Raw genomic sequence first — 19,644 nt, 5'->3', positions numbered from 1 at the left:
GTCAGGTCTGACATTCAGACACAAACTCATCCGCAGGCGAACGTTTCCTACAGTGCAAATGAAAATCCATATTGATGAGTGCGTGTCTGATTGTCAGACCTGACCCCACCTGGACCCCTGTCTGATTGTCAGACCTGACCCCACCTGGACCCAAATGAAAATCCATATTGATGAGTGCGTGTCTGATTGTCAGACCTGACCCCACCTGTGCTGCTGGGTGGGGCTATGGGCTTGGCATTTCACGTGATCGGAAACATGCATTTGCTTAGCCGCTGATCGCATTCCCAGCCGCAGGGGCCGCAGCCGTGTGACACGTCTTCAATGCCCCCGCCGGATACCAGCGCGCCCGCAGCCGCATGAACGGCATCTCCACCACCCGATACAATACCCAGCCACCCAGGACGCCGGCCCCCATGATCGCCGCAATGTTCAAAGGCGCACTAGGATCAATGCCCCTGCTTGCCAGTTCCGGCCGCAGCGCCATGAACACCGGCTTGTGCACCAGGTAGACCGCATAGGACCACAGCGCCAGACTGCCCGCGCCGGGAATGCGCAGGCGGTTCAGCAGCGAGCCGGGGCTGAGCGCAGCGCAGGTCAGCAGCGCGAAACTCGCAGCGACCAGCGAAAACCCGAAGGTGGACGCCATGAAGGCGCTCGGCGCCTCGTTCATCACACCGTAGAGGACCGCAGAAGCCATCGCCAAGCCCGCTACCAAGAGCGCGTTCCCGTGGCGCAAAATGCGCGCAAACGCAGCAGGGTGAAAGTTCTTCAGCATGGCAATCGCCACACCCGGCAGCAATTCGTCGAAGCGGCAGAAGCTCGAGTAGTACACCGGCGCCGCGAAGACATCCTTGCCGTCCATGAAGGCGGCGCCACGCGCCATCATGCCGGCGCCGATGGCGGCAAACAGGGCGCACCACAGCAGGTGCGGCGAGCGCCGGTTGCCGACCAGCGCCAGCACCGCCAGCGGCAGCACCAGGTAGAACTGCTCCTCGATGCACAGCGACCACGAGTGCGTAAACGTCTCCCCGTAGTTCAGCCCGAAGTTCTGCGTGAAGGTGAGAAAGCGCCAGGCCGGCGCCATGCTCTTGCCGGCGATCGGGCTATCCGGCAGCAGCAGGTAGATCGTCAGCACCGCATAGTAGTTCGGCAGCGTGCGCAGCAAACGGCGTGCGAAAAAGCTCTTCACATCCAGGCTCTCGCCGCGCGCGGCCGGCGCCAGCAGCTGGTTGCCGATCAGGTAGCCGCTCAGAACGAAGAACAGGTCGACACCGGCCCAGCCGATGCTGCCGATGACGCCGAAGGTCGGCGCCTGGCTGACGAAGCTGTTGTAGTGAGACATCAGGACCAGCGCGATGGCGAGCGCGCGCAGGGTGTCCAGCCCGGCGAGCCGGGCGGGTTTCGATTCAGGCTGCATCATGCGGATTGTTTGTTGAGGTGTTGTAGTGCTTCCGCCAGGGCGGGCATATAGCTGCGGCTGGCGCGCAGCACGCTGCCGTCGCGCAGGCGCAGCAGGGCATCGCGGTTGGTGAGCGAGCGCAGTTCGGCGATCATGTCCAGCCGCACGATGGTCGAGCGGTGCACGCGGTGGAACTGGCGCGGATCGAGTTGCGTGGCAAGCTTGTGCAGGCGTTCGCGCACCAGCCAGGTCTTGCCGTTCGCGTGCAGGGTGGCATAGTCGCCGTCGGCCTCGATGCGCTCGACTTCCGCAACCGGCACCAGCACGGTGCGTGTCCCGACCCGCACGCTGAAGCTGCGCGTCGTCGGCGCGGCAGGCGGCGCGCTACGGCCCTGGCCGCGGTAGGGAAAGGCCTGTTGTGCGCGGTCCAGGGCTTCGTCCAGGCGGTCGTCATCGACGGGCTTGAGCAGGTAATCCAGGGCGGCCAGCTCGAAGGCTTGCAGGGCGAAGCCGTCGTAGGCGGTCAGCAGGATCGCCATCGGCCGCTGCGCCGGCGGCAGCGCGGCCAGCACCTCGAGCCCGGTCTTGCCCGGCATCGCGACGTCGACGAAGACCAGGTCGGGCCGCAGCGCCGCGATCCCCTCGTACGCGCTGTCGCCGTCGGCGAATTCGCCAACCAGCTCGAAGCCGCTGCGTCGCGCCAGCCTGAGCTTGACCGCCAGCCTGGCCAGCGGTTCGTCGTCGACAACCACGACCCGGATGTTCATGCCGCCGCCTCCATGCAGCGCAGCGGCAGTGCGATGCGCACGCCGAAGCGGCCATCGCGGCCCCATCCCGCGTCGACCTGATGATCGTCGCCATACAGGTGGCGCAGGCGTTCCCGCACGTTGGCCAGGCCGATGCCGCTTCCGGCCTGCATCGGCTGGCAGCCGTCGTTCTGCACGTCGACCAGCAGGTGGGTCCCGGCACGCTCGAGACGGATGTCGAGCCGGCCGGGAACGGCCAGCGGCGCGATGCCATGGCGGATCGCGTTCTCGACCAGCGGCTGCAGCATGAGGTAGGGCACGACGCTGTCCAGCAGGTCGGGGCCGGCCTTCATCGTCAGGCGCAGGCGCTCGCCGAGCCGCGCCTTTTCGATTTCGAGGTAGGCATCGAGCAGGGCCAGTTCTTCGGCGAGCGAATGCTCGTGGCGGCCGTCGTGCGCAAGGGTGGCGCGCAGGAAGTCGGACACGCAGGCGAGCATGCGCTTGGCCTCGCGGTTGGACTGGGCCGACACCAGCGCGGAGACCGCGTTCAGGGAGTTGAACAGGAAGTGCGGGTTGACCTGCAGGCGCAGCGCGCGCAGCTCGGCGTCGCGCGCCGCGGCCTGGGCCTGGGCGAGGCGCAGGTGGACCTGCTGCAGCGACAGGTAATAGGCCGCCACCGCATGCACCGCGCAGAACGCGATCAGGGCCAGCCAGCAGCCGTCCAGGCCCTGAACCAGCTCACCCCACTGGTAGCCCGTTTCCAGCCCGAGCGAGATCGCGAGGCGCTGTCCCAGCACGGCGTTCAGGATCGACATCGCGTAGCTGGCCACCAGCAGTACCAGCGCCATCCGCAGCCAGGGCCAGTCGCGGCGCCACATGGCGCGCTGCAGCAGCGCCAGCGGAATCAGCCACGCCAGGCAGGCGATGAAGTACAGCGTGCGGAAGGCGGCGGCATAGCCGTGGCCGAAAGCCGGCAGCCCGAGGATGGCCATGCAGGCGCAGACCGGCAAGGCGGCCAGCACGGGGACGAGCAGGGGCGTTTCGACTTTCATGCTGGATTCCGGAACTGTCATCGTGCGATTCTATCGCCTCAGTCGCCCATCGAGAACAGCATCGAGCTGATCTTCCAGCCGTCTTCGGCACGCACCATCTGCCAGCTCTCGCTGCCGCGGTTGGTCACCTTGCCGTCTTCCAGGAAATCGAAATCGAACCAGACCGAGGCGACGGCGCCGTTGGTGTCGATGCGCACGTTGTAGAAGCGTTCCTCGATCGGTTTATTGGAAGTCTGGACGAATTCGGCGAAGGACTTCCAGGTGGAGGGGAACACCTTGCGCGCCTTCGGGTTGCGCGCCTTGACCTGCGCCCAGGCCGCCTCGTCGGCGACCGACAGCCAGCTGTTGTGATCCTGCAGGAACAGGCTGCCGAGGGTCTTGCCGTCATGGGCGATAATGGCGGCCTTGAATTGCTCGACGACCGCGTGGATCGCCGCCACGTCGGCCACACGGGCGCCGGTGGCCGCCTGGTCGGCGGCGTGGGCCGGGCCGGCCAGGCACATGGCGAAAAGGATGAAAGAAAGCAGGGCGCGCATGGGAACTCCCGAGTTTGGAAAGTCCCCACCTTAGGCGGCGGCCGGACGGCGGTCCAGTGGAATGCGCCGACCCGTGCACGCCTTGCGGCAAAGCGGTGGTGCATCATGACATCGATGATTCAGGCGTGGCGGAAGCCCGGCACTTCTGCCGGGTCAACAAGGCGATCAGCTGACGACCTGTTTCGCTACATATGGCGGGATGCCACTTGCCGCGTGCCATACGTTTTGCGACATAGGACTGGAATTCGGCAGGCGGCAAAACCCGATCAACTGGACGGTTGTGACGTCGCCTATTGCAGTAGAGGCAGGCGGCAACGATGTTTTCAGCGGTATCCCGTCCCCCATCCTGTCGCGGAAGCAGGTGTTCGGCAGTACATTGCAGAAGCCTGCACAATGCAAGCTCGCGCGATGAAGCAGCATTGCCGGAGTGGAGAGGGAGTTCGCAGTAATAGCAGCGGCCACGCTGCCGCTTGCATGCCTGCTGACGCAGGTGGACCAGGGTCTTTTGGCTCATAGGAATCACTTAAATAAATAAGCAAATCCCCGATGAGCCTCGAGCTACTTCGGGCGCCGGCGGTCATCCGTATCGGCTATGCACCGGCTCACCCGAGTGCGGTCAGGGTTGCGGACCTGAGCGCTATTAATGTAGCGTGAATGACGAGCCAGCGCAATAAAGAAACCGGGATGCTGTCCCGGTTTCTCACGCCGCCCGTAAGATGTCGCTTACTTCGACTCCGCAATCCACCGGTCCACCTTCGCCTCCAGCACCGCCAGCGGCAGCGTGCCTTCGCCCAGCACGATCTCGTGGAACTTCGGCAGGCTGAACTTGCTGCCCAGCGCGTCTTGCGCGCGCTTGCGTAGCTCCATGATCTTCAGCGACCCGATCTTGTACCCCAGCGCCTGGCCCGGCCACACCATGTAGCGCTCGATCTGCGCGCGCGCCTCGGCTTCCGAATAGCCCAGCGTATCCTGGAAATACTTGATGGCGCGGTCGCGGCTCCAGCCCTTCGCATGCAGCCCGGTATCCACCACCAGGCGCGCCGCACGCAGCATCTCGTCGTTCAGGTGGCCGAAATAGTCTTCCGGCTTCTCGAACAGGCCCATCTCCTTGCCCAGGGTCTCGGCATACAGCGCCCAGCCCTCGGTGAAGGCATTGTTGCCGCCGAACTTGCGGAAGTTCGGCAGGCCCAGCTCCTGCACCAGCGCGATGTGGAAGTGGTGGCCCGGCTGGCCTTCGTGCAGGTAGAGCGTGACCATGCCGGTGCTGCCGTACAGCTTCGGATCGTTCACCACCGACCAGAACACGCCCGGACGCGAGCCGTCCGCGGCCGGCGGGGTGTAGTGGTCCGAGGCGGTGGCGCGCGACAGTTCCGGCTCCAGGCGCAGATCGAGCGGCGCCTTCGGCATCAGGGTGAACAGCGCCGGCAGCTTGGCGCGCACCTTGGCGTCCAGGTCGCGGTAGACGTCGATCACCTGCTGGTCCGAGGTGAAGGGCTTGAACTTCGGCTGCTCCGACACCCAGCGCGGCAGGCCGGCGGCCGGGCCGTTATAGCCCATCTTCGGACCGGTGACGGCGTATTCGCCCTGGATGCGCGCCACTTCCTTCAGGCCGATCTCGTGGATCTGTTCAGGCGTCAGGTCGGTGGTCGTCATCGCCGCGGCGCGCGCCGCATACCAGGCGGCGCCGTTCGGCAGCGCGTTCCAGCCGGCGCTGCTGCGCGTCTTCGGCAGGTAGTCCTTCTCCAGGTAGGTCGCCAGGCGGGCCAGGGCCGGATTGAGCTTGTCACCGATGGTCTTGCGGTAGGCTTCCCTCAGGCTGCGCTTCTCGGCCTTGGAAAAGCTGGCCGGCATGTTCTTGACCGGCGTGTAGAAAATGCTGTCCTGGGTCTTCTTGGTCACCAGCTGCTTGAACTGGGGCAGGGCGGACTGCATCGGCTCGCGCGGCTGCACCACGCCGCGCCGGACCCCTTCGCGCATGTTGACGATCGACTGGTCGATGTGGGGCACCAGTTGGGCCAGGCGGCTCAGGTAGGCGCGGTAGTCGCGCACCGTGTTCAGCGGCTGGGCGCCCTGTCCGCCCGCGTAGTTCGCCAGGATCACCGGCATGCTGACCATCTGGTCGATCGGGATCAGGTGTTCCGGGTAGGCGGCCAGGCGCAACGCGCTGTCCAGCTCGAACTTGAGGATGTCGTAGCTGGTCTGGTCGCGGCTGCCGAGGCGCTCGCGCGGAATGTTTGATAAGCGCTTGAGATAGCTGCGGTAGCGCGCGAACTGTTGCTCGCGCAGCTTGGGCGAGATCGACAGGCCCAGTTTGTCGTTGAAGCGGCTGTCGCCGTTCTCGGTGGCCCACACCGGCTCGAAACGCGCCAGCGATTCGTAGTATTCGTCGGCCAGGGCGTTGATCGCGCGGCTTTCCGGCGTTGCCGCTGCAGCGGCGGGCTTGGGGGCATCGGTCTGTGCGGCCGAAGCAGGCGCGCACACCAGCAGCGCGGCGGCGGACAGGGCCGCCAGCTTGAACATGGCTTTCATGGCGTTTCCTTGCGAATCAATAGCTGGCCAGCGGCGTCAGGGCGCCGTTCCTGAAGGTGTAGACCGTGACGGTCGTCTTCTTCAGGTTGCCCTTCGGGTCATAGCCATAATTGCCCACCACGCCCTGGTAGCTGATCGTGCGCATCGCGGCGCCGACCTTGGCGGCATCGACGGAATTGGCCGACTTCATGGCCTGGGCGATGAACCTGGTCTGGTCGTAGAACGAAGGCGCATACACGTCCGGGTCGCGCTTGAAGCGCGCCTTGTAGGCGTCGATGAAGGCCTGGCCGCCCGGCTGCTTGGCGACGATGGCGCCGGCCTGGGCGCAGCGCACGTTCTCGCCGACGGCCGCGCCGCCGAGTTTCGCCATCTCCGGGCTGCACAGGGTGTCGCCGCCCAGCAGCGGCACGTTCAGGCCGAGCGCCTTCATCTGGCGCGCCATCGGGGCGCCCTGCGGCGCGTAGCCGCCGAAGAACACCGCATCGACGCGCTTGGCTTTCAGGGCGGTGAGGATGGCAGCGAAGTCGGTCGCCTTGTCGGTGGTGTATTCGTGGCCGGCGACCTTCATGCCCTTGCCCTGGGCCTGGCGCTTGAATTCCATCGCGATACCCTGGCCGAAGGCGGTGCGGTCGTCGATCACGCCGACGTTCTTGACCTTCAGTTCCTTGGCCGCGTAGGCCGCCATCGAGCCGCCCACCTGGGTGTCGCTGGCGACGATGCGGAACACGGTCGGGTAGCCGGACTGGGTGATCTTGGGGTTGGTGCCGACGGTCGACATCAGGATGCCGTTGTCGTTGTAGACGCGCGAAGCGGGAATGGCCACGCCCGAGTTGTAGGGGCCGAGCACGAACTTCACCTTGGCGTCGGCGAACTTCTGCGCCACGTTCACGCCCTGTTTCGGGTCGCCCTGGTCGTCTTCGGACTGCAGCTCGAAGCGCAGCGTATTGCCGCCCACCTGGAGCTTCTGCTTGTTCAGTTCTTCGATGGCGAGGCGCACGCCGTTCTCGTTGTCCTTGCCGGCGAAGGCATTGGAACCGGACAGCGGGCCGCTGATGCCGATCTTGACGACTTGTTCGGCGGCGTTGGCGCCGGTTGCGACGAGCAGCGCGGCCAGCGCCAGCGGCGCCATGTGCAGTTTGGATGGCATTCCTGGGTCTCCGTTATGTTCAATCAAACGGACGCCATCATCGCACGAAACCCGCCAGTGGTTAAGCCGGAATCCCGTGCGAGATCAGCTCCAGCGGCAGCGCGGTGGTGCACTTGATCTGCTCCATCGAGAAGGCGGACGAGACCCCGGTCAGGCGCGCGGCCTTGATCAGCTTCTTGTAGAAGCGGTCGTAGCCCGCGATGTCGGTGGTGACGACCTTGAGCAGGTAGTCGACGTCGCCGCTCATGCGATGGAACTCGAGCACTTCCGGCAGCGCCACCACGGCCGAGGCGAAGCGCGCCAGCCATTTTTCATCGTGTTCGCTGGTACGCACGCTGACGAACACGGTCACCGGCAGACCCACTTTGTCGCGGTTGACGATGCTGACCCGGCTCTCGATGTAGCCCTCTTCCTCGAGGCGCTTGACGCGCTTCCAGCAAGGTGTGCTGGACAGGCCGACCTTTTCGCTGAGGCCGGAAATGGAGAGGGTTGCGTCCGCCTGTAATGCGGCAAGAATAGCGCAATCAAACTTGTCGAGTGAATTCATTTTCCCTATATCGATATATGGAGAACGTATATGCCAATTCCGCGCCATAAAGCGGAAAAATTAGGATATGTTTACCGGCACGACTCCGTAACATATTCGCTAACGATAACACGATCCGCAACAACTAATTACTTTTTTGTAATTATGAATATGAACACTGAACTTTACCTCGACGCCAACGCCACTTCGCCGGTCCTCCCGGCGGCCATCGAAGCGGCGACGGCGGCCATGCAGGCCTGCTTCGGCAACCCGAGCAGCAGCCATGCCTGCGGCCTGCGCGCCAAGGCCCTGCTCGACGCCACGCGGGCGCGGGCGCGCCGGGTGCTGGGCGCCGCCAGCGGACGGGTGATGTTCACGAGCGGCGCCACCGAAGGCATCCAGACCGCGGTACTGTCGGCGCTGTGCGCAGTGCAGGAAAGGCGCCGGCGCGGCGCGGCCTGCGGCGACCTGCTGGTGGTGGGCGCGACCGAGCACAAGGCCGTGCCGGAAAGCCTGGCGCACTGGAACCGCCTGCTCGGCACCGGACTGGAGCTGCGCGTGCTGCCGGTCGACGGCGACGGCCGCCACCGCCTGGACGTGCTGCGCGAGCTGGCGCCGCGCGCCGCCTTCGTGTGCACCATGGCCGCGAACAATGAGACCGGCGTCGTGTCCGACCTCGACGGCATCGCCCGCGTACTCGCCGAGACCGACAGTCCGGCGCTGTGGATGGTCGACTGCGTGCAGGCCCTCGGCAAGCTGCCCCTCGCCCTCGACGCCACCCGCATCGACTATGCGCCGTTCTCCGGCCACAAGCTGTATGCCCCGAAGGGCGTCGGCCTGCTCTACGTGCGCGAAGGCGCGCCCTACACGCCGCTGATGTGCGGCGGCGGCCAGGAAGCGGGGCAGCGTTCCGGCACCGAGAACATGGCCGGCATCGCCGCCCTGGGCGCCGTGCTCGGCGCGCTGGAAGAAGGCGGCACGTTCCGCTCCCATGCGCAGCTGCACGCCTGGCGCGACCGCCTCGCGGCGGCACTGCGCGAAGCCTTCCCCGGCCTGGTGTTCAATGCGCCGCTCGCGCATGCGCTGCCGACCACGCTGAACTTCTCGGTGCCGGGCATGAGCAGCAAGGAGCTGCTCGACCTGTTCGATGCCGCCGGTGTGCGCGTCAGCGCGGGTTCCGCCTGTTCGGCCGCCAAGGCGGCGCCGAGCTACGTGCTGGATGCGATGGGCGTGCCGGCGGTGCGCAGCGCATCCGCCGTGCGCCTGTCCTTCGGACCGCTGGCGGACGAGGGCTTCATCGAGGACGCCTGCGCCCGCATCCTGCACTGTGGCCGCGCACTCGGGGTGGCCAAACCCGCGGCGCGGCTGCAGCAGCTCGAATCCTGCGGCGCCAGCGGCTGGCTGCTGTTCGACGACGCCGGCCACCACTGCATCGCGATCGATCCCCCGGCGGCGCTGGCGCAGCGCATCGCCGCCGACCTGGGCGCGCGCGGCTGCCGCCTGCTGGCCTGTTTCGACACCAGCCACGGGGCCGGCGGCGCCGACGCACTGTGCGAGATCCTGGGCGTGAAGCCGGGCTGGCCGGGCGGGGCGCAGCACGTGGTTTTCGCCGGGGCCATGATCGACGCCATCGCGCTCGGCCAGGACGTGCTCGCGAACGCCGGCGACGCCTGGCTGCTGGGCCGCGCGGAGAACGGCATGCTGGCGCCGCAGGGCGTGCGCTTCGTGTTCGGCGCCGCGCCGGCCGATGCCGCCCTCGATGCCGCGCTGTGCTGTCACCGCATCGGCGAACCCGCCGTGTCGCGTCCCGGGGCCGCTGCGCTGCCGGACGAGGACATCGATCTCGACCCGGCCTCGGCCGCCGCCTACCTGGCGGCCCACCCCGACGCCCTGCTGGTCGACGTGCGCGAGCTGCCCGAACATGCGGCAGCCTGCGCCCAGCTGCGCGGGCGCAGGGCGCAGCACGTACCGCTGTCGCAGCTGGCCGGCCAGGCCGCGCAGTGGCTGCGTGAACCGCGTCCGCTGGTGTTCCTGTGCCGCAGCGGCAACCGCAGCGCACGCGCCGCGCGTCTGCTGCGCCGCCTCGGCCATGCCCAAGCCTGGCACGTGGCCGGCGGCCTGGCCCTGGCCGGCTGATCCAGGCCTGAAACCACGGGCGCATCTGCCGCCTGTGTACGCCACCGCACAGTAAGCACGGCCGGCTTCTTCTAGCATGACGGTGGCCGTGCGCGCCCTGCGTTTCCCTTCCCATCGACCTGCTTCGGGCGCACTGTGTGCCGGCGGTCGACAGCGCGCGCCTCTGTGTCGAGGTCCCTGTTTTGAAGCAAGTGAAGAATCCGAAGGCCGAATCCGGCGCCGCAGCAACGCGAACTCCTGCTGACGACGACGGTGCGCCGGGCCTGCGGGCGCAACTGGCCGAACTGGCCGATGCGCTCGACGCCGCATGCGATGCGCTCGATGGCGCACGCCGGCGCGGCAGCGATCTTCCGCCTGCCGCCGGCCTCATCCTCGACAACTCTCCCCTGATCGATGCCCAGCTGCGGCAGGCGCGCGGCCAGCTGCTGCACGACCGCGGCGTGCTGCCCTTGCAGGCCGGGGGCGGCGCCCGCATCCTGGCGCTTGCGCGCGACGCGGTGGAGCGGGACGACGGCCGCATCGAACGCGAAGGCCTGGCGCGCTTCCTCGCCGACTGCCAGAAGGACGCGCCGCTGCGGCTGGCCGAACTGCGCCTGTTCCCGGCGGCGCTGCGGGTCGCGCTGCTCGACGGACTGCGCCAGATCGCCGTGCGCTGCGCCCGCGCCTGCGAAGAGCGGATCCTCGCCGCCGACTGGGCCGGCCGGATGCTCGACACCGCCACACACCGATCCGGCGACCTGGTGCTGCTGGTGGCCGACATGGCGCGCGCCGTACAGCCGCTGGGCAGCAGCTTCGTGGCGGAGCTGGCGCGCCGCCTGCAGGGGCAGGGCGCCGCCGTCGCGCAGGCGCTCACCTGGATCGACGCACGCCTGGCGGACGCCGGCTCCAGCATCGGCCAGCAGGTGCAGCACGAGCGCGACACCATGGCGGCCGACGGCAGCAGGGCTGCGCACAGTCTGGCCAGCCTGCGCCTGCTGGGCGGGATCGACTGGCGCCTGCTCGCCGAAGGCGCCAGTGCGGTCGAGGTCTTGTTGCGGGCCGACCCGGACGGCAGCTACCCGCGCATGGACGGCGCGACGCGCGACCTCTATCGCCTTGCCGTTGAAAAGCTGGCGCGGCGCAGCGGCCGCAACGAAGCCGAGGTGGCGCAGGAGGCACTTGGCCTGGCAGGCGTGCACCGCGCCCCGAGCGAAGGCGGGCTCGATGCGCGCCGCCGCCATATCGGCTACTACCTGCTCGGTCCCGGCCGGCCGGCGCTGGAAGCGCGGCTGCAGCCGAAACCGGCCCTGGCTACCCGTTTCAGGCGGCGCCTGCATCACGCGCCATTGGCGGCGCGCATCCTCGCGATGGCGCTGCTCACGCTGCTGTTCGCGGCGGCGGTCCTGGTCTGCGCGCGCCAGCAGGGTGCCGGTTCGTGGCTGCAGGCGCTCATCGGCTTGCTGGCGCTGCTCGGTGCGAGCGGCCTGGCGCGCGCGCTGGTGGACATGATGGCGGGCTGGCTGGCGTCGCCGGCAGCCAGTGTGCGGATGGATTTCGGCGACGGTATTCCGCCGGAAGCGCAGACCCTGGTGGCCGTGTCGGCGCGCCTGGCCAGCCCCGGCCAGGTCGACGCCCTGTGCCGCGACCTCGAAGTGCGCCATCTCGCCAACCGCGATCCGCGCCTGCGTTTCTGCCTGCTGGCCGACCTGCACGATGCGCCGGCCGAACACCTGCCGGGTGACGAAGCGCTGGTGGCGCATGCCGTCGCCGCCATCGACGCCCTCAATCGCCGGCATGCGCGCCGGCACAGCCTTGCCACGCTCGACGAGGACGGCCAGACCGCCACCAGCACGCTGCTGGTCGAACCCTTCCTGCTGCTGCAGCGCCCGCGCACCTGGAACAGCGGCGAGCAGGAATGGATCGGGCGCGCGCGCCGCCGCGGCCAGCTGGCCGACCTGAATGCCTTCCTGGCCGGCACCGGACGCGAGCGGTTCGCGACCGTCGCCGGGAACACGGCCGGGCTGGCCGAAATGCGCTACGTGATCGCCCTCGACGCCGCCACCGACCTGCCGCGCGATGCCGCGCGGCGCCTGGCCGGCGCCATGGCCCACCCGCTCAACCAGCCCGCGCTCGATGCCGGCGGCACCCGCGTGGCCGAGGGACACGCGATGCTGCGTCCCGCCGTCGGCGCCGCGCTTCCAGGTCCCCAGGCCTGCCGCTACCAGCGCATGTGGCTCGAAGCCCGCGGCACCTGGGCCGCCGGCCTGGCCGGACCCGAATGCGAAGCGCAGGGCATGGTCGGCTGGTCCGCCATCTACGACGTCGATGCCTACGAACGGGTGCTGCGCGGCCGCCTGCCCGAGGACGCGCTGCCCTTGCCGGGGGCGGTCGAAGAGGGCTGCCTGCATGCGGCCAACGACTGCGAAGTGCGGCTCGAGGAAGCACTCCCCGCCAGCTATGGCGAACACGCGGTGCGCCGCCATCGCGCGGTGCGCGCGGCTTGGCAGGCGGCGGGCTGGCTGCGTCCTCATATCGACCACGGCAAAGGCAGGCGTGAATCCAATCCGATGACGGCGGGCTCCCGCTGGCAGTTGTTCGACACCCTGCGCGACAGCCTGGTGGCGCCGGCGCTGGCCACGCTGCTGGTGCTGTGCTGGAGCACGCTGGCGGCGCCCGCGTTCTGGACCGCCATGGTGCTGTCGGTATTCTTCCTGCCGGCCCTGCTGGGCGGCCTGGTGGCGCTGGTCGACCGCCCGCACGACGCGCCCTGGCGCCAGCACCTCGACAGCTGGATGCGCGGCGCCCGCGTACCGCTGGTGCGCGCCGCGCTGGCGACCAGCTTCTTGCCGCATGCGGCCTGGTGCCAGCTCGACGCGGTGCTGCGGGCGGTGTGGCGCCGCCACGTGTCGCGCCGGCGCCAGCTGGAGTGGCGCGCGGCGGGACTGGCGCGCTCCGCCCTCGTGGTAGCCAACAACTGGCTGACGATGTGGTTCGCGCCGGCCCTGGCGGTGGCGACGGCGTTGCTGCTGACTTTCGCCAATCCGTATTCGCTGTTCACGGCCGCGCCGGTCCTGCTGGTGTGGTTCCTGTCGCCGCTGCTGGCATGGTGGACCAGCCTGCCGCTGCGCTTCCAGCTGCCGCGCCTGTCCACGGCGCGCCACGCCTTCCTGCAGCGCCTGGCACGCCGCAGCTGGAGCTTCTTCGAAGACCACGCCGGCCCGGCCAGCAACTGGCTGCCGCCGGAAAGCATGCAGGAGCATCCGCACCCCATGCTCGACGCCCGCACCACGCCGTCCGGCATGGCGGTCTTCCTGCTGTCCACCCTGGCGGCACGCGACTTCGGCTATGTGCCGGCGGGCGAGCTGCTCCGGCGCCTGGACGCCTCGCTGGCCTCGATGGCCCTGCTCGAGCGCTGGAAAGGCCACTTCCTGGCTTCCTACGACAGCGCCACCCTGGCGCCGGGCGAACCGGCCTATGTATCCGCCCGCGACAGCGGCTGGCTGGCGCTCGGCCTGCGCACCCTGGCCTCCGGCCTGGACGAGCTGCCGGACGCGCCGGTCACCGGGCCGCAGGCGCTGGACGGCATCCGCGGCGCGCTGCACGTCGTGGACGAACTGGCGCAGCATCAGGCGCATGGCGTGCGCGCACTGGTGGCCGCCGTGTGGGGCGCGCTCGATCCGCAGCGCTGCCGCGCGGCCGACACGCTGCCCGGCCTGTCCGACTGCCTGCGTCACGTCGCGGCCGCCGCCGATGCCCTGGCGGCTGGCCTGCCCGGCACGGCCGACGCCGCCCTGCGTGACTGGGCCGCGCGCCTCGCCACGCAATGCCACGCGGTGCAGGACGACCTGCTGGCGCTGGCGCCGTGGATGCGCGCCGAACAGGAATACGTGCTCGACGCCAGCCTGACGCGCATCCCCACGCTGCGCGAGCTGGCGGCCCTCGAGGCCCCGGCGGGCAGCCACCATGGGCTGGCGCGGCTGGTGCGCGACGGGCGCCAGCATGCGCAAGGCCTGCTGTCCGAGTGCGCACGGCTGGCGGGACAGGCGCGCGGCTTTGCCGAGATGGACTTCTCCGCGCTGCTCGACCGCGAGACCGGCCTGCTGGCGGCCGGCTGCAACGTGCGCGAGGAGCGCCTGGATGCCGGCAGCTGCGACCTGCTGGCCTCCGAGGCGCGCATGGCCAGCTTCCTGGCGGTGGCCCAGGGCCAGCTCGGGCAGCGCCACTGGTGGGCGCTCGGACGGCCGCTGCGCATCGCCGAATCGGAGCAGCTGCTGCTGTCGCGCAGCGGGGCCTTGTCGGACTACCTGGCGCCGCAGCTGCTGCTGCCGGTGTGGCGCGAGACCCTGCTCGACCACGCGGGCCGGGCCGCCGTGCGTGCGCAAGTGGCGCATGGCGCCCGCCACGGCATGCCATGGGGTTTTTCGGAATCGGCCTGCAACGCGGTCGATGCGCAGCTGCGCTTCCAGTTCAGCCAGTTCGGCATTCCCGCCGCCAGCCTGGCGCGCAGCCCGGATGCCGGCCTGGTCGCCGCGCCCTATGCGGCCATGCTGGCCCTGCCGGCCGCGCCGGCCCCGGCGCTGGCCAACCTCGAGCGCATGGCGCAGGAAGGCCTGCTCGGCGACTATGGATTCTTCGATGCGGTCGACCATACCCCGGGCCGGCTGCCGCATGGCGAGCAGCGCCACGTGGTGCGCGCGGTCGCCACCCGCCACCAGGGCATGGGCCTGCTCGCGCTGCTGCAACTGCTGCACGACGCGCCGATGCAGCGCCGCCTCCAGCGTGACGCCGAACTGCGTGCGGCGCTGCCGCTGCTGCAGGAGCCGCCGCCGGCCAGCGGCGCATCGCGGCCCGCGCCCTACGACACGGCGGCACGGCACGCCGGCCCCGCCCAGGGACGGCTGATCGACCGGCTGGACACGGCGGCGCCGGACATCCAGCTGCTGTCGAACGGCAGCTACCACCTGATGGTGAACAGCGACGGCAGCAGCCGCAGCCGCTGGGGAGACTTGCCGCTGACCGACTGGAAGCCGGATCCGCTCGGCGCCCGCGGCGGCCTTGCCTGCGTGCTGCGCGATACCGGCTCCGGCGGGCTGTGGTCGGCCACGCTGGCGCCGGTCTTCGGCACGCCGGAACGCTACGAAGCGGTGTTCGCCGAGGGCCGCGCCAGTTTCCGCCGCGAAGAGCGCGGCTTGTCGCTCATGAGCGACGTGGTGGTGGCGCCCGAGGATGACGTCGAGCTGCGCCGCATCCGCATCCGCAATACCCTCGATGCGCCGCGCACGCTGGAGCTGACCAGCCACGTCATCCTGGCCGCGCCGGCGACGGTGCGCATCGACGAGGCCGCGCAGGCCATGCTGTGCGCCTTCGGGCCGGGCGCGCCGACCGTCCTGCACCTGATGGCGGTGCGCGGCGAAGCGGGTGCGCCGGACTTCAGCAGCAGCTGCCTCGATCCTGCCGGTCCGCTGCCGCCCCTGGATGGCACGCCGCATCCTGCTGCGGCGCTGGCGATCCGCCGCGGCATCACGCTGGCGCCGGGCCAGGAAGTCAGCATCGACCTGGTGCTGGGCGCGGCGCCGACGCCCGCCGCGGCGCGCGAACTGGCCGCGCGTTATGCCGGAACCCAGGCGGTGGGGCAGGCCGTGGAAGCGGCATGGACGCATGGCCAGGCCTTCCTGCGCGCGTCCGGCCTCGGCGAAGCCCAGGCCCAGCTCTACAACCGGCTGGCCGGCTGCCTGCTCGACCCGCTGCCAGGCTTGCGGGCCGAAGCCGGCGTCATCGAACGCAACGTGCGCGGCCGCGCGGCCCTGCGGCCCTATGGCGTGGACGGCAGCCGTCCGCTGCTGGTGCTGCAGCCCGGTCCGGACAGCGGCCTGGCGCGCGAGATCCTGCAGGCGCATGCCTACTGGCGTGCGCGCGGCTTCGCGGCCGATCTGCTGGTGCTGTGCGAGGACCGCGCGATCCTCGAGCAGGTGAGGGCGCTCGCGTCCGGCGATCCGGAAGGCATCCACCTTCACCTGCTGGCGGACCTGCCGCAGGAAGACCGCATCCTCTTGCGTGCGGCGGCGCACGTGCTGTTGCTGGAGGAGCGCGGCAGCCTGGCCGAACAGCTGGGCCGTGCGGCGCCGGTGCTGCGCGCGCTGCCGACGCCCTTTGTTCCGGAGGCCGAGCCGCCGTCCTGGGACAGCGACGCCGCCTTGCCGGCCGACGAAGGCAGCAGCGGCTTCTCGCAAGACGGGCGCGAAGCCCTCATCCGCAGCAGCGCGGCGGCCTGCGAGAATGCCCTGGCCAATGGCGTTTTTGGTGCCGTGCTGCCGGAATCCGGCCCGGGCAGCACCTGGTGCGGCCGCCGCACCCAGCTCTTGAGCGCGACCCAGGGAGAAGCCTTCTACCTGCGTGACGATGACAGCGGCGCGGCATGGTCGCCGACACCCTGGCCGATGCCGTCCGGCGCGCCTTACCTGACCCGCCACGGTTTCGGCTACACCCAATTCGAGCATGTGGCGCAGGGCATCCGTTCCGAACTGCGCTGCTACGTGGCGCCCGGCGCGCCGCTGAAATATGCGGTGCTCAGGCTGCGCAACGCCTCCAGCGCGCCGCGCCGCCTGTCGGTGACGGGCTATGTCCAGTGGTGGATGGACGATGCCGAATCGGCACCCGGGCTGCAGATCGTCACCGGCGTCGACGTGGCCAGTGGCGCGCTGGTCGCACGCAATGCCTTCGGCGAGGGCTTTGGCGACAAGGTCGGCTTCTTCCACCTCGATGCACCCCAGGTGGCCTCGACCTGCGACCGGGATGAATTCGTCGGCCGCCACCGCAGCCTGGCACGGCCGGCGGCGCTGGAACGCAATGGGCTGGCGGGCACGGCCGGCGCCGGGCTCGATCCTTGTGCGGCCCTGCAGACCCGGATCGAGCTGGCGCCGGGCGCCGAGACCGAACTGGTGTTCGTGCTTGGCGTCGCCGGGCCCGATAGCCTGGCGGCCAGCCGCAGCGTGCAGGAGCACGGCGGCGCGAAAGCGGCGGCGCGGGCGCTGCGCCAGGTGCATGCGCTGTGGGATGAACTGCTCGGCAGCGTGCGCGTGTCCACGCCGGACGCGGCCTTCGACCTGTTCGCCAATGGCTGGCTGCCTTATGCTGCGCTGGCCGGCAGCATGGGCGGCACCCCGGCCCAGCAGTTGCAGGGGGCGATGGCGGCGGTGCATGGCGGCCCGGAACTGTTGCGCGACGCCCTGCTGCGTGCCGCGCGCGAAGACATCGGCGCGGCCGGTGCACCGGTCGAGGACTTCCTGTGGCTGCCCTACGCCCTGCAGCGCTACGTCAGCGTGACCGGTGACTACGGCATCCTGCGCGAGCCGGCCGGCGGCGACCCGTCCAGCGGCACCCGCCTGGCCCGCGACGACCTCTACCAGTACTGCGTGCACGGCCTGCGCGGTTGCCTGCGCTTCGGGCTGCACGGCATGCCGCTGCAGGATGCGCGCATGCACGAGGACGAGCAGGAGCTGGATGCCCGGCCCGAGAACGCGGGCCTGGCCTTCCTGCTCGCCACGGTGCTGCAGCGCTTCGCCGAGGTGGCCGACCGCCGCGCCGATTTCGGCTTCGCCACCACCTGCCGCGGCGCCGCGCTTGCGCTCAAGGCCCAGGCCGAGGAATATGGCTGGAACGGCGCCGCTTATGGCGATGCAGGGGGCGACCCGGCGGCCCAGGCCTGGGCCGCCATGGCCGGCGCCGATCCCGAGCGCGTCAAGGCGGCGCTGGGCGCGCTCGCCGCTGCCGATGCTCAGGATGGGCGTTCGGCGGCCTGGACGGCGCTGGCCCTGGCCGGCGAGGGCGCCGGCACGAGCGCCTGGGAGCTTGCCTGCAGCCTGAATCCGCTTGGCGGCCGGGACAAGCCCGAGGCATCCGTGCGCTGCGGCGCTGCGCCTTGCTTCATGATGGATGGCGCGCACGCCGGACCGGTGGCCGGCTGGACCTATGTGCTGCTGACCGACGCGCTGCTCGGCCTTGGCCGGTCGGTCGACCGCATGGCGCTGGCGCCGCTGCTGCCCGTCGGCTGGGACAGCCTGCGCTTCCGTTACCGCAGCGGGCGGACCGGCTACCAGGTCACGGTGTTGCCGGCCACGGTGGGCGAACTGCTCGTGCTCGACGGCGAGCCGCAGCAGGGCACGGCGATCGAGCTCGTTGACGACGGCCGCGAGCATAAGCTAGAACTGTATGTGGAACGCAGGCCGGGAGATGCGCTCGCCGGCCATCACGACAACCAGCCAGGGACGACAACATGAGAAAAAAAGCGACTGGAGCGGCCTGCGCCGCCTTGCTGATCTGCGCGCTGCCCGCCAAGGCGGTGGACTGGAGCGACAACGCCATCAGCTACCGCTACGGCACCCGCTTCGCCGAACCCTTCAATCCGGAGCACATCAAGAAGCACATCGTGGCCTTCACCCACGCCAGCGGCTACAAGTACGGCAGCAACTACCTCAATCTCGATATTCTCAAATCAGACAGTACCGATCCGCGCTCGCTCGGCAGCGACAGCGGCGCGCGCGAAGCCTACTTGCTGTACCGCCACACGCTCGACATCGGCGCGCTGCGCGGCTCCGAGATCCGCTTCGGCAAGGTCAAGGGCATGGGGCTGACGGTCGGCTTCGACGTCAACCACAAGGACGACGTCGGCTACAACTCGCGCAAGCGCATGCTGGTCGCCGGCCCGACCCTGTTCTGGGACGTGCCGGGCTTCCTGAATACCAGCATCCTGTGGCTGCGCGAATCGAATGCGCCGAGCGGGCCCTTCCCGCCGATCGCCAACGTGCGCGGGCGCTACACCTACGACACCCACCCGATGTTCGGCGCCAGCTGGGGTATCCCGGTGGCCGAGGGCTGGTCCTTCGAGGGCTTCCTGAACTTCATCGCCGCCAAGGGCCTGGACGAGACCGGGGCTCCCACCAGCGCCGAGACCAACCTCGACATGGCGCTGATGGTTGACATCGGCCCGCGCCTGGGCTACGCGAAGAAGAAAATCCGGGTCGGGGTTGGCTACCAGTTCTGGAACAACAAGTTCGGCAATTCGCGCCGGACCACGGGCGGGGCGGGGCAGCGCGCCAGCACGCCGATGCTGCGGGCGGACTTCCATTTCTGAGGACGGCTACCGGCGCTTCATCTTCTTGAACATGCTGGTCATGGTGGCTGCATCCAGGGTCTGCATGTCCACCAGCTTCAGCGATTTGACCATGTGAAGCGTCGTGGTTTTGTATTTTTGGAAATGCGGCGTCTTGAGGTGGGCCTCATAGGCCTGGCGGTCGGCATACATCTCGAGAATCCGGAACTCGGTGGCGTTTTCTCGCTGGACCATCGGGAATATGGCGATCACGCCCGGTTCCAGCCTCACCGAGGCTTCGGCCTCCTCCTTGAGAATTGCCTTGTACTGATCGAGATGCTCCGCGTGTACCTGTATCTCCGAAATCCGGACCATCATCTGCTGCTCTTGGGCGTGAGCCGGGTGAAAGCTGAACAGCAGCCACGCAGGGATCGCCAGTGCAAAGCATTGACGGATCAGCTTCTCCATACCTTCGGTTTTCCAGCCTGTCATTCTTGACTCCTGTA

Annotated in this window: 12 protein-coding genes; 3 read left to right on the top strand and 9 right to left on the bottom strand. The window is 69.1% G+C overall.

Going from position 1 to position 19,644, the window contains the following annotated elements; translation table 11 throughout:
* Positions 1 to 265: 265 nt before the first annotated feature.
* From ACSQ25_RS23170 to ACSQ25_RS23135, 8 genes are all read right to left on the bottom strand, one after another.
* The gene (locus ACSQ25_RS23170; protein WP_436107975.1) at positions 266 to 1,420 is read right to left on the bottom strand and encodes an acyltransferase family protein; all 1,155 of its coding nucleotides are present in this window, start codon (positions 1,418 to 1,420) and stop codon (positions 266 to 268) included.
* Positions 1,417 to 2,166, bottom strand: a complete 750-nt coding sequence (locus ACSQ25_RS23165; RefSeq protein ID WP_436107974.1) for a LytR/AlgR family response regulator transcription factor — start codon at positions 2,164 to 2,166, stop codon at positions 1,417 to 1,419. Before ACSQ25_RS23165 ends, ACSQ25_RS23170 begins: the two co-directional genes overlap by 4 nt.
* Complete coding sequence (locus tag ACSQ25_RS23160) at positions 2,163 to 3,197, bottom strand: sensor histidine kinase (RefSeq protein ID WP_436107973.1); 1,035 nt, start codon at positions 3,195 to 3,197, stop codon at positions 2,163 to 2,165. The genes ACSQ25_RS23165 and ACSQ25_RS23160 overlap by 4 nt, the downstream gene beginning before the upstream one ends.
* Positions 3,198 to 3,235: 38 nt before the next feature.
* The gene (locus ACSQ25_RS23155; protein WP_436107972.1) at positions 3,236 to 3,733 is read right to left on the bottom strand and encodes a hypothetical protein; all 498 of its coding nucleotides are present in this window, start codon (positions 3,731 to 3,733) and stop codon (positions 3,236 to 3,238) included.
* A gap of 103 nt (positions 3,734 to 3,836) precedes the next feature.
* Positions 3,837 to 4,247: an HNH endonuclease gene (locus ACSQ25_RS23150; protein ID WP_436107971.1), complete on the bottom strand. Its 411-nt coding sequence runs from the start codon at positions 4,245 to 4,247 to the stop codon at positions 3,837 to 3,839.
* A gap of 209 nt (positions 4,248 to 4,456) precedes the next feature.
* Complete coding sequence (locus ACSQ25_RS23145) at positions 4,457 to 6,262, bottom strand: DUF885 domain-containing protein (RefSeq protein ID WP_436107970.1); 1,806 nt, start codon at positions 6,260 to 6,262, stop codon at positions 4,457 to 4,459.
* Positions 6,263 to 6,278: 16 nt separating this feature from the next.
* Positions 6,279 to 7,409, bottom strand: a complete 1,131-nt coding sequence (locus ACSQ25_RS23140) for a branched-chain amino acid ABC transporter substrate-binding protein (protein WP_436107969.1) — start codon at positions 7,407 to 7,409, stop codon at positions 6,279 to 6,281.
* A gap of 61 nt (positions 7,410 to 7,470) precedes the next feature.
* Entirely contained in the window at positions 7,471 to 7,956 is a 486-nt protein-coding gene (locus ACSQ25_RS23135) for an Lrp/AsnC family transcriptional regulator (RefSeq protein WP_436107968.1), read from the bottom strand.
* A gap of 150 nt (positions 7,957 to 8,106) precedes the next feature.
* Between ACSQ25_RS23135 and ACSQ25_RS23130 the strand changes: the two genes are divergently transcribed.
* The 3 genes from ACSQ25_RS23130 to ACSQ25_RS23120 all read left to right on the top strand — a co-directional run bounded on the left by ACSQ25_RS23130 (position 8,107) and on the right by ACSQ25_RS23120 (position 19,180).
* On the top strand, positions 8,107 to 10,071 hold the full coding sequence (locus ACSQ25_RS23130) for an aminotransferase class V-fold PLP-dependent enzyme (RefSeq protein WP_436107967.1): 1,965 nt from the start codon (positions 8,107 to 8,109) through the stop codon (positions 10,069 to 10,071).
* Positions 10,072 to 10,262: 191 nt separating this feature from the next.
* Positions 10,263 to 18,326: a GH36-type glycosyl hydrolase domain-containing protein gene (locus ACSQ25_RS23125; protein ID WP_436107966.1), complete on the top strand. Its 8,064-nt coding sequence runs from the start codon at positions 10,263 to 10,265 to the stop codon at positions 18,324 to 18,326.
* A complete protein-coding gene (locus tag ACSQ25_RS23120; RefSeq protein ID WP_436107965.1) occupies positions 18,323 to 19,180 on the top strand; it encodes an outer envelope protein in 858 nt (285 codons plus the stop codon). The genes ACSQ25_RS23125 and ACSQ25_RS23120 overlap by 4 nt, the downstream gene beginning before the upstream one ends.
* A 6-nt stretch (positions 19,181 to 19,186) precedes the next feature.
* Here ACSQ25_RS23120 and ACSQ25_RS23115 read toward each other — a convergent pair whose 3' ends face one another.
* Positions 19,187 to 19,630: a putative quinol monooxygenase gene (locus ACSQ25_RS23115; protein ID WP_436107964.1), complete on the bottom strand. Its 444-nt coding sequence runs from the start codon at positions 19,628 to 19,630 to the stop codon at positions 19,187 to 19,189.
* Between the last annotated feature and the right edge of the window lie 14 nt (positions 19,631 to 19,644).

Source organism: Massilia sp. LjRoot122, assembly GCF_964252725.1.
Lineage (GTDB): Bacteria > Pseudomonadota > Gammaproteobacteria > Burkholderiales > Burkholderiaceae_D > Telluria.
This window is presented reverse-complemented; position numbering and strand designations above follow the sequence as displayed.

Bases quoted from the DNA above. Each gene is read 5' to 3' on its own strand.
- ACSQ25_RS23170 (WP_436107975.1), bottom strand. From the start codon at position 1,420: ATGATGCAGCCTGAATCGAAACCCGCCCGGCTCGCCGGGCTGGACACC.
- ACSQ25_RS23165 (WP_436107974.1), bottom strand. From the start codon at position 2,166: ATGAACATCCGGGTCGTGGTTGTCGACGACGAACCGCTGGCCAGGCTG.
- ACSQ25_RS23160 (WP_436107973.1), bottom strand. From the start codon at position 3,197: ATGAAAGTCGAAACGCCCCTGCTCGTCCCCGTGCTGGCCGCCTTGCCG.
- ACSQ25_RS23155 (WP_436107972.1), bottom strand. From the start codon at position 3,733: ATGCGCGCCCTGCTTTCTTTCATCCTTTTCGCCATGTGCCTGGCCGGC.
- ACSQ25_RS23150 (WP_436107971.1), bottom strand. From the start codon at position 4,247: ATGAGCCAAAAGACCCTGGTCCACCTGCGTCAGCAGGCATGCAAGCGG.
- ACSQ25_RS23145 (WP_436107970.1), bottom strand. From the start codon at position 6,262: ATGAAAGCCATGTTCAAGCTGGCGGCCCTGTCCGCCGCCGCGCTGCTG.
- ACSQ25_RS23140 (WP_436107969.1), bottom strand. From the start codon at position 7,409: ATGCCATCCAAACTGCACATGGCGCCGCTGGCGCTGGCCGCGCTGCTC.
- ACSQ25_RS23135 (WP_436107968.1), bottom strand. From the start codon at position 7,956: ATGAATTCACTCGACAAGTTTGATTGCGCTATTCTTGCCGCATTACAG.
- ACSQ25_RS23130 (WP_436107967.1), top strand. From the start codon at position 8,107: ATGAACACTGAACTTTACCTCGACGCCAACGCCACTTCGCCGGTCCTC.
- ACSQ25_RS23120 (WP_436107965.1), top strand. From the start codon at position 18,323: ATGAGAAAAAAAGCGACTGGAGCGGCCTGCGCCGCCTTGCTGATCTGC.
- ACSQ25_RS23115 (WP_436107964.1), bottom strand. From the start codon at position 19,630: ATGACAGGCTGGAAAACCGAAGGTATGGAGAAGCTGATCCGTCAATGC.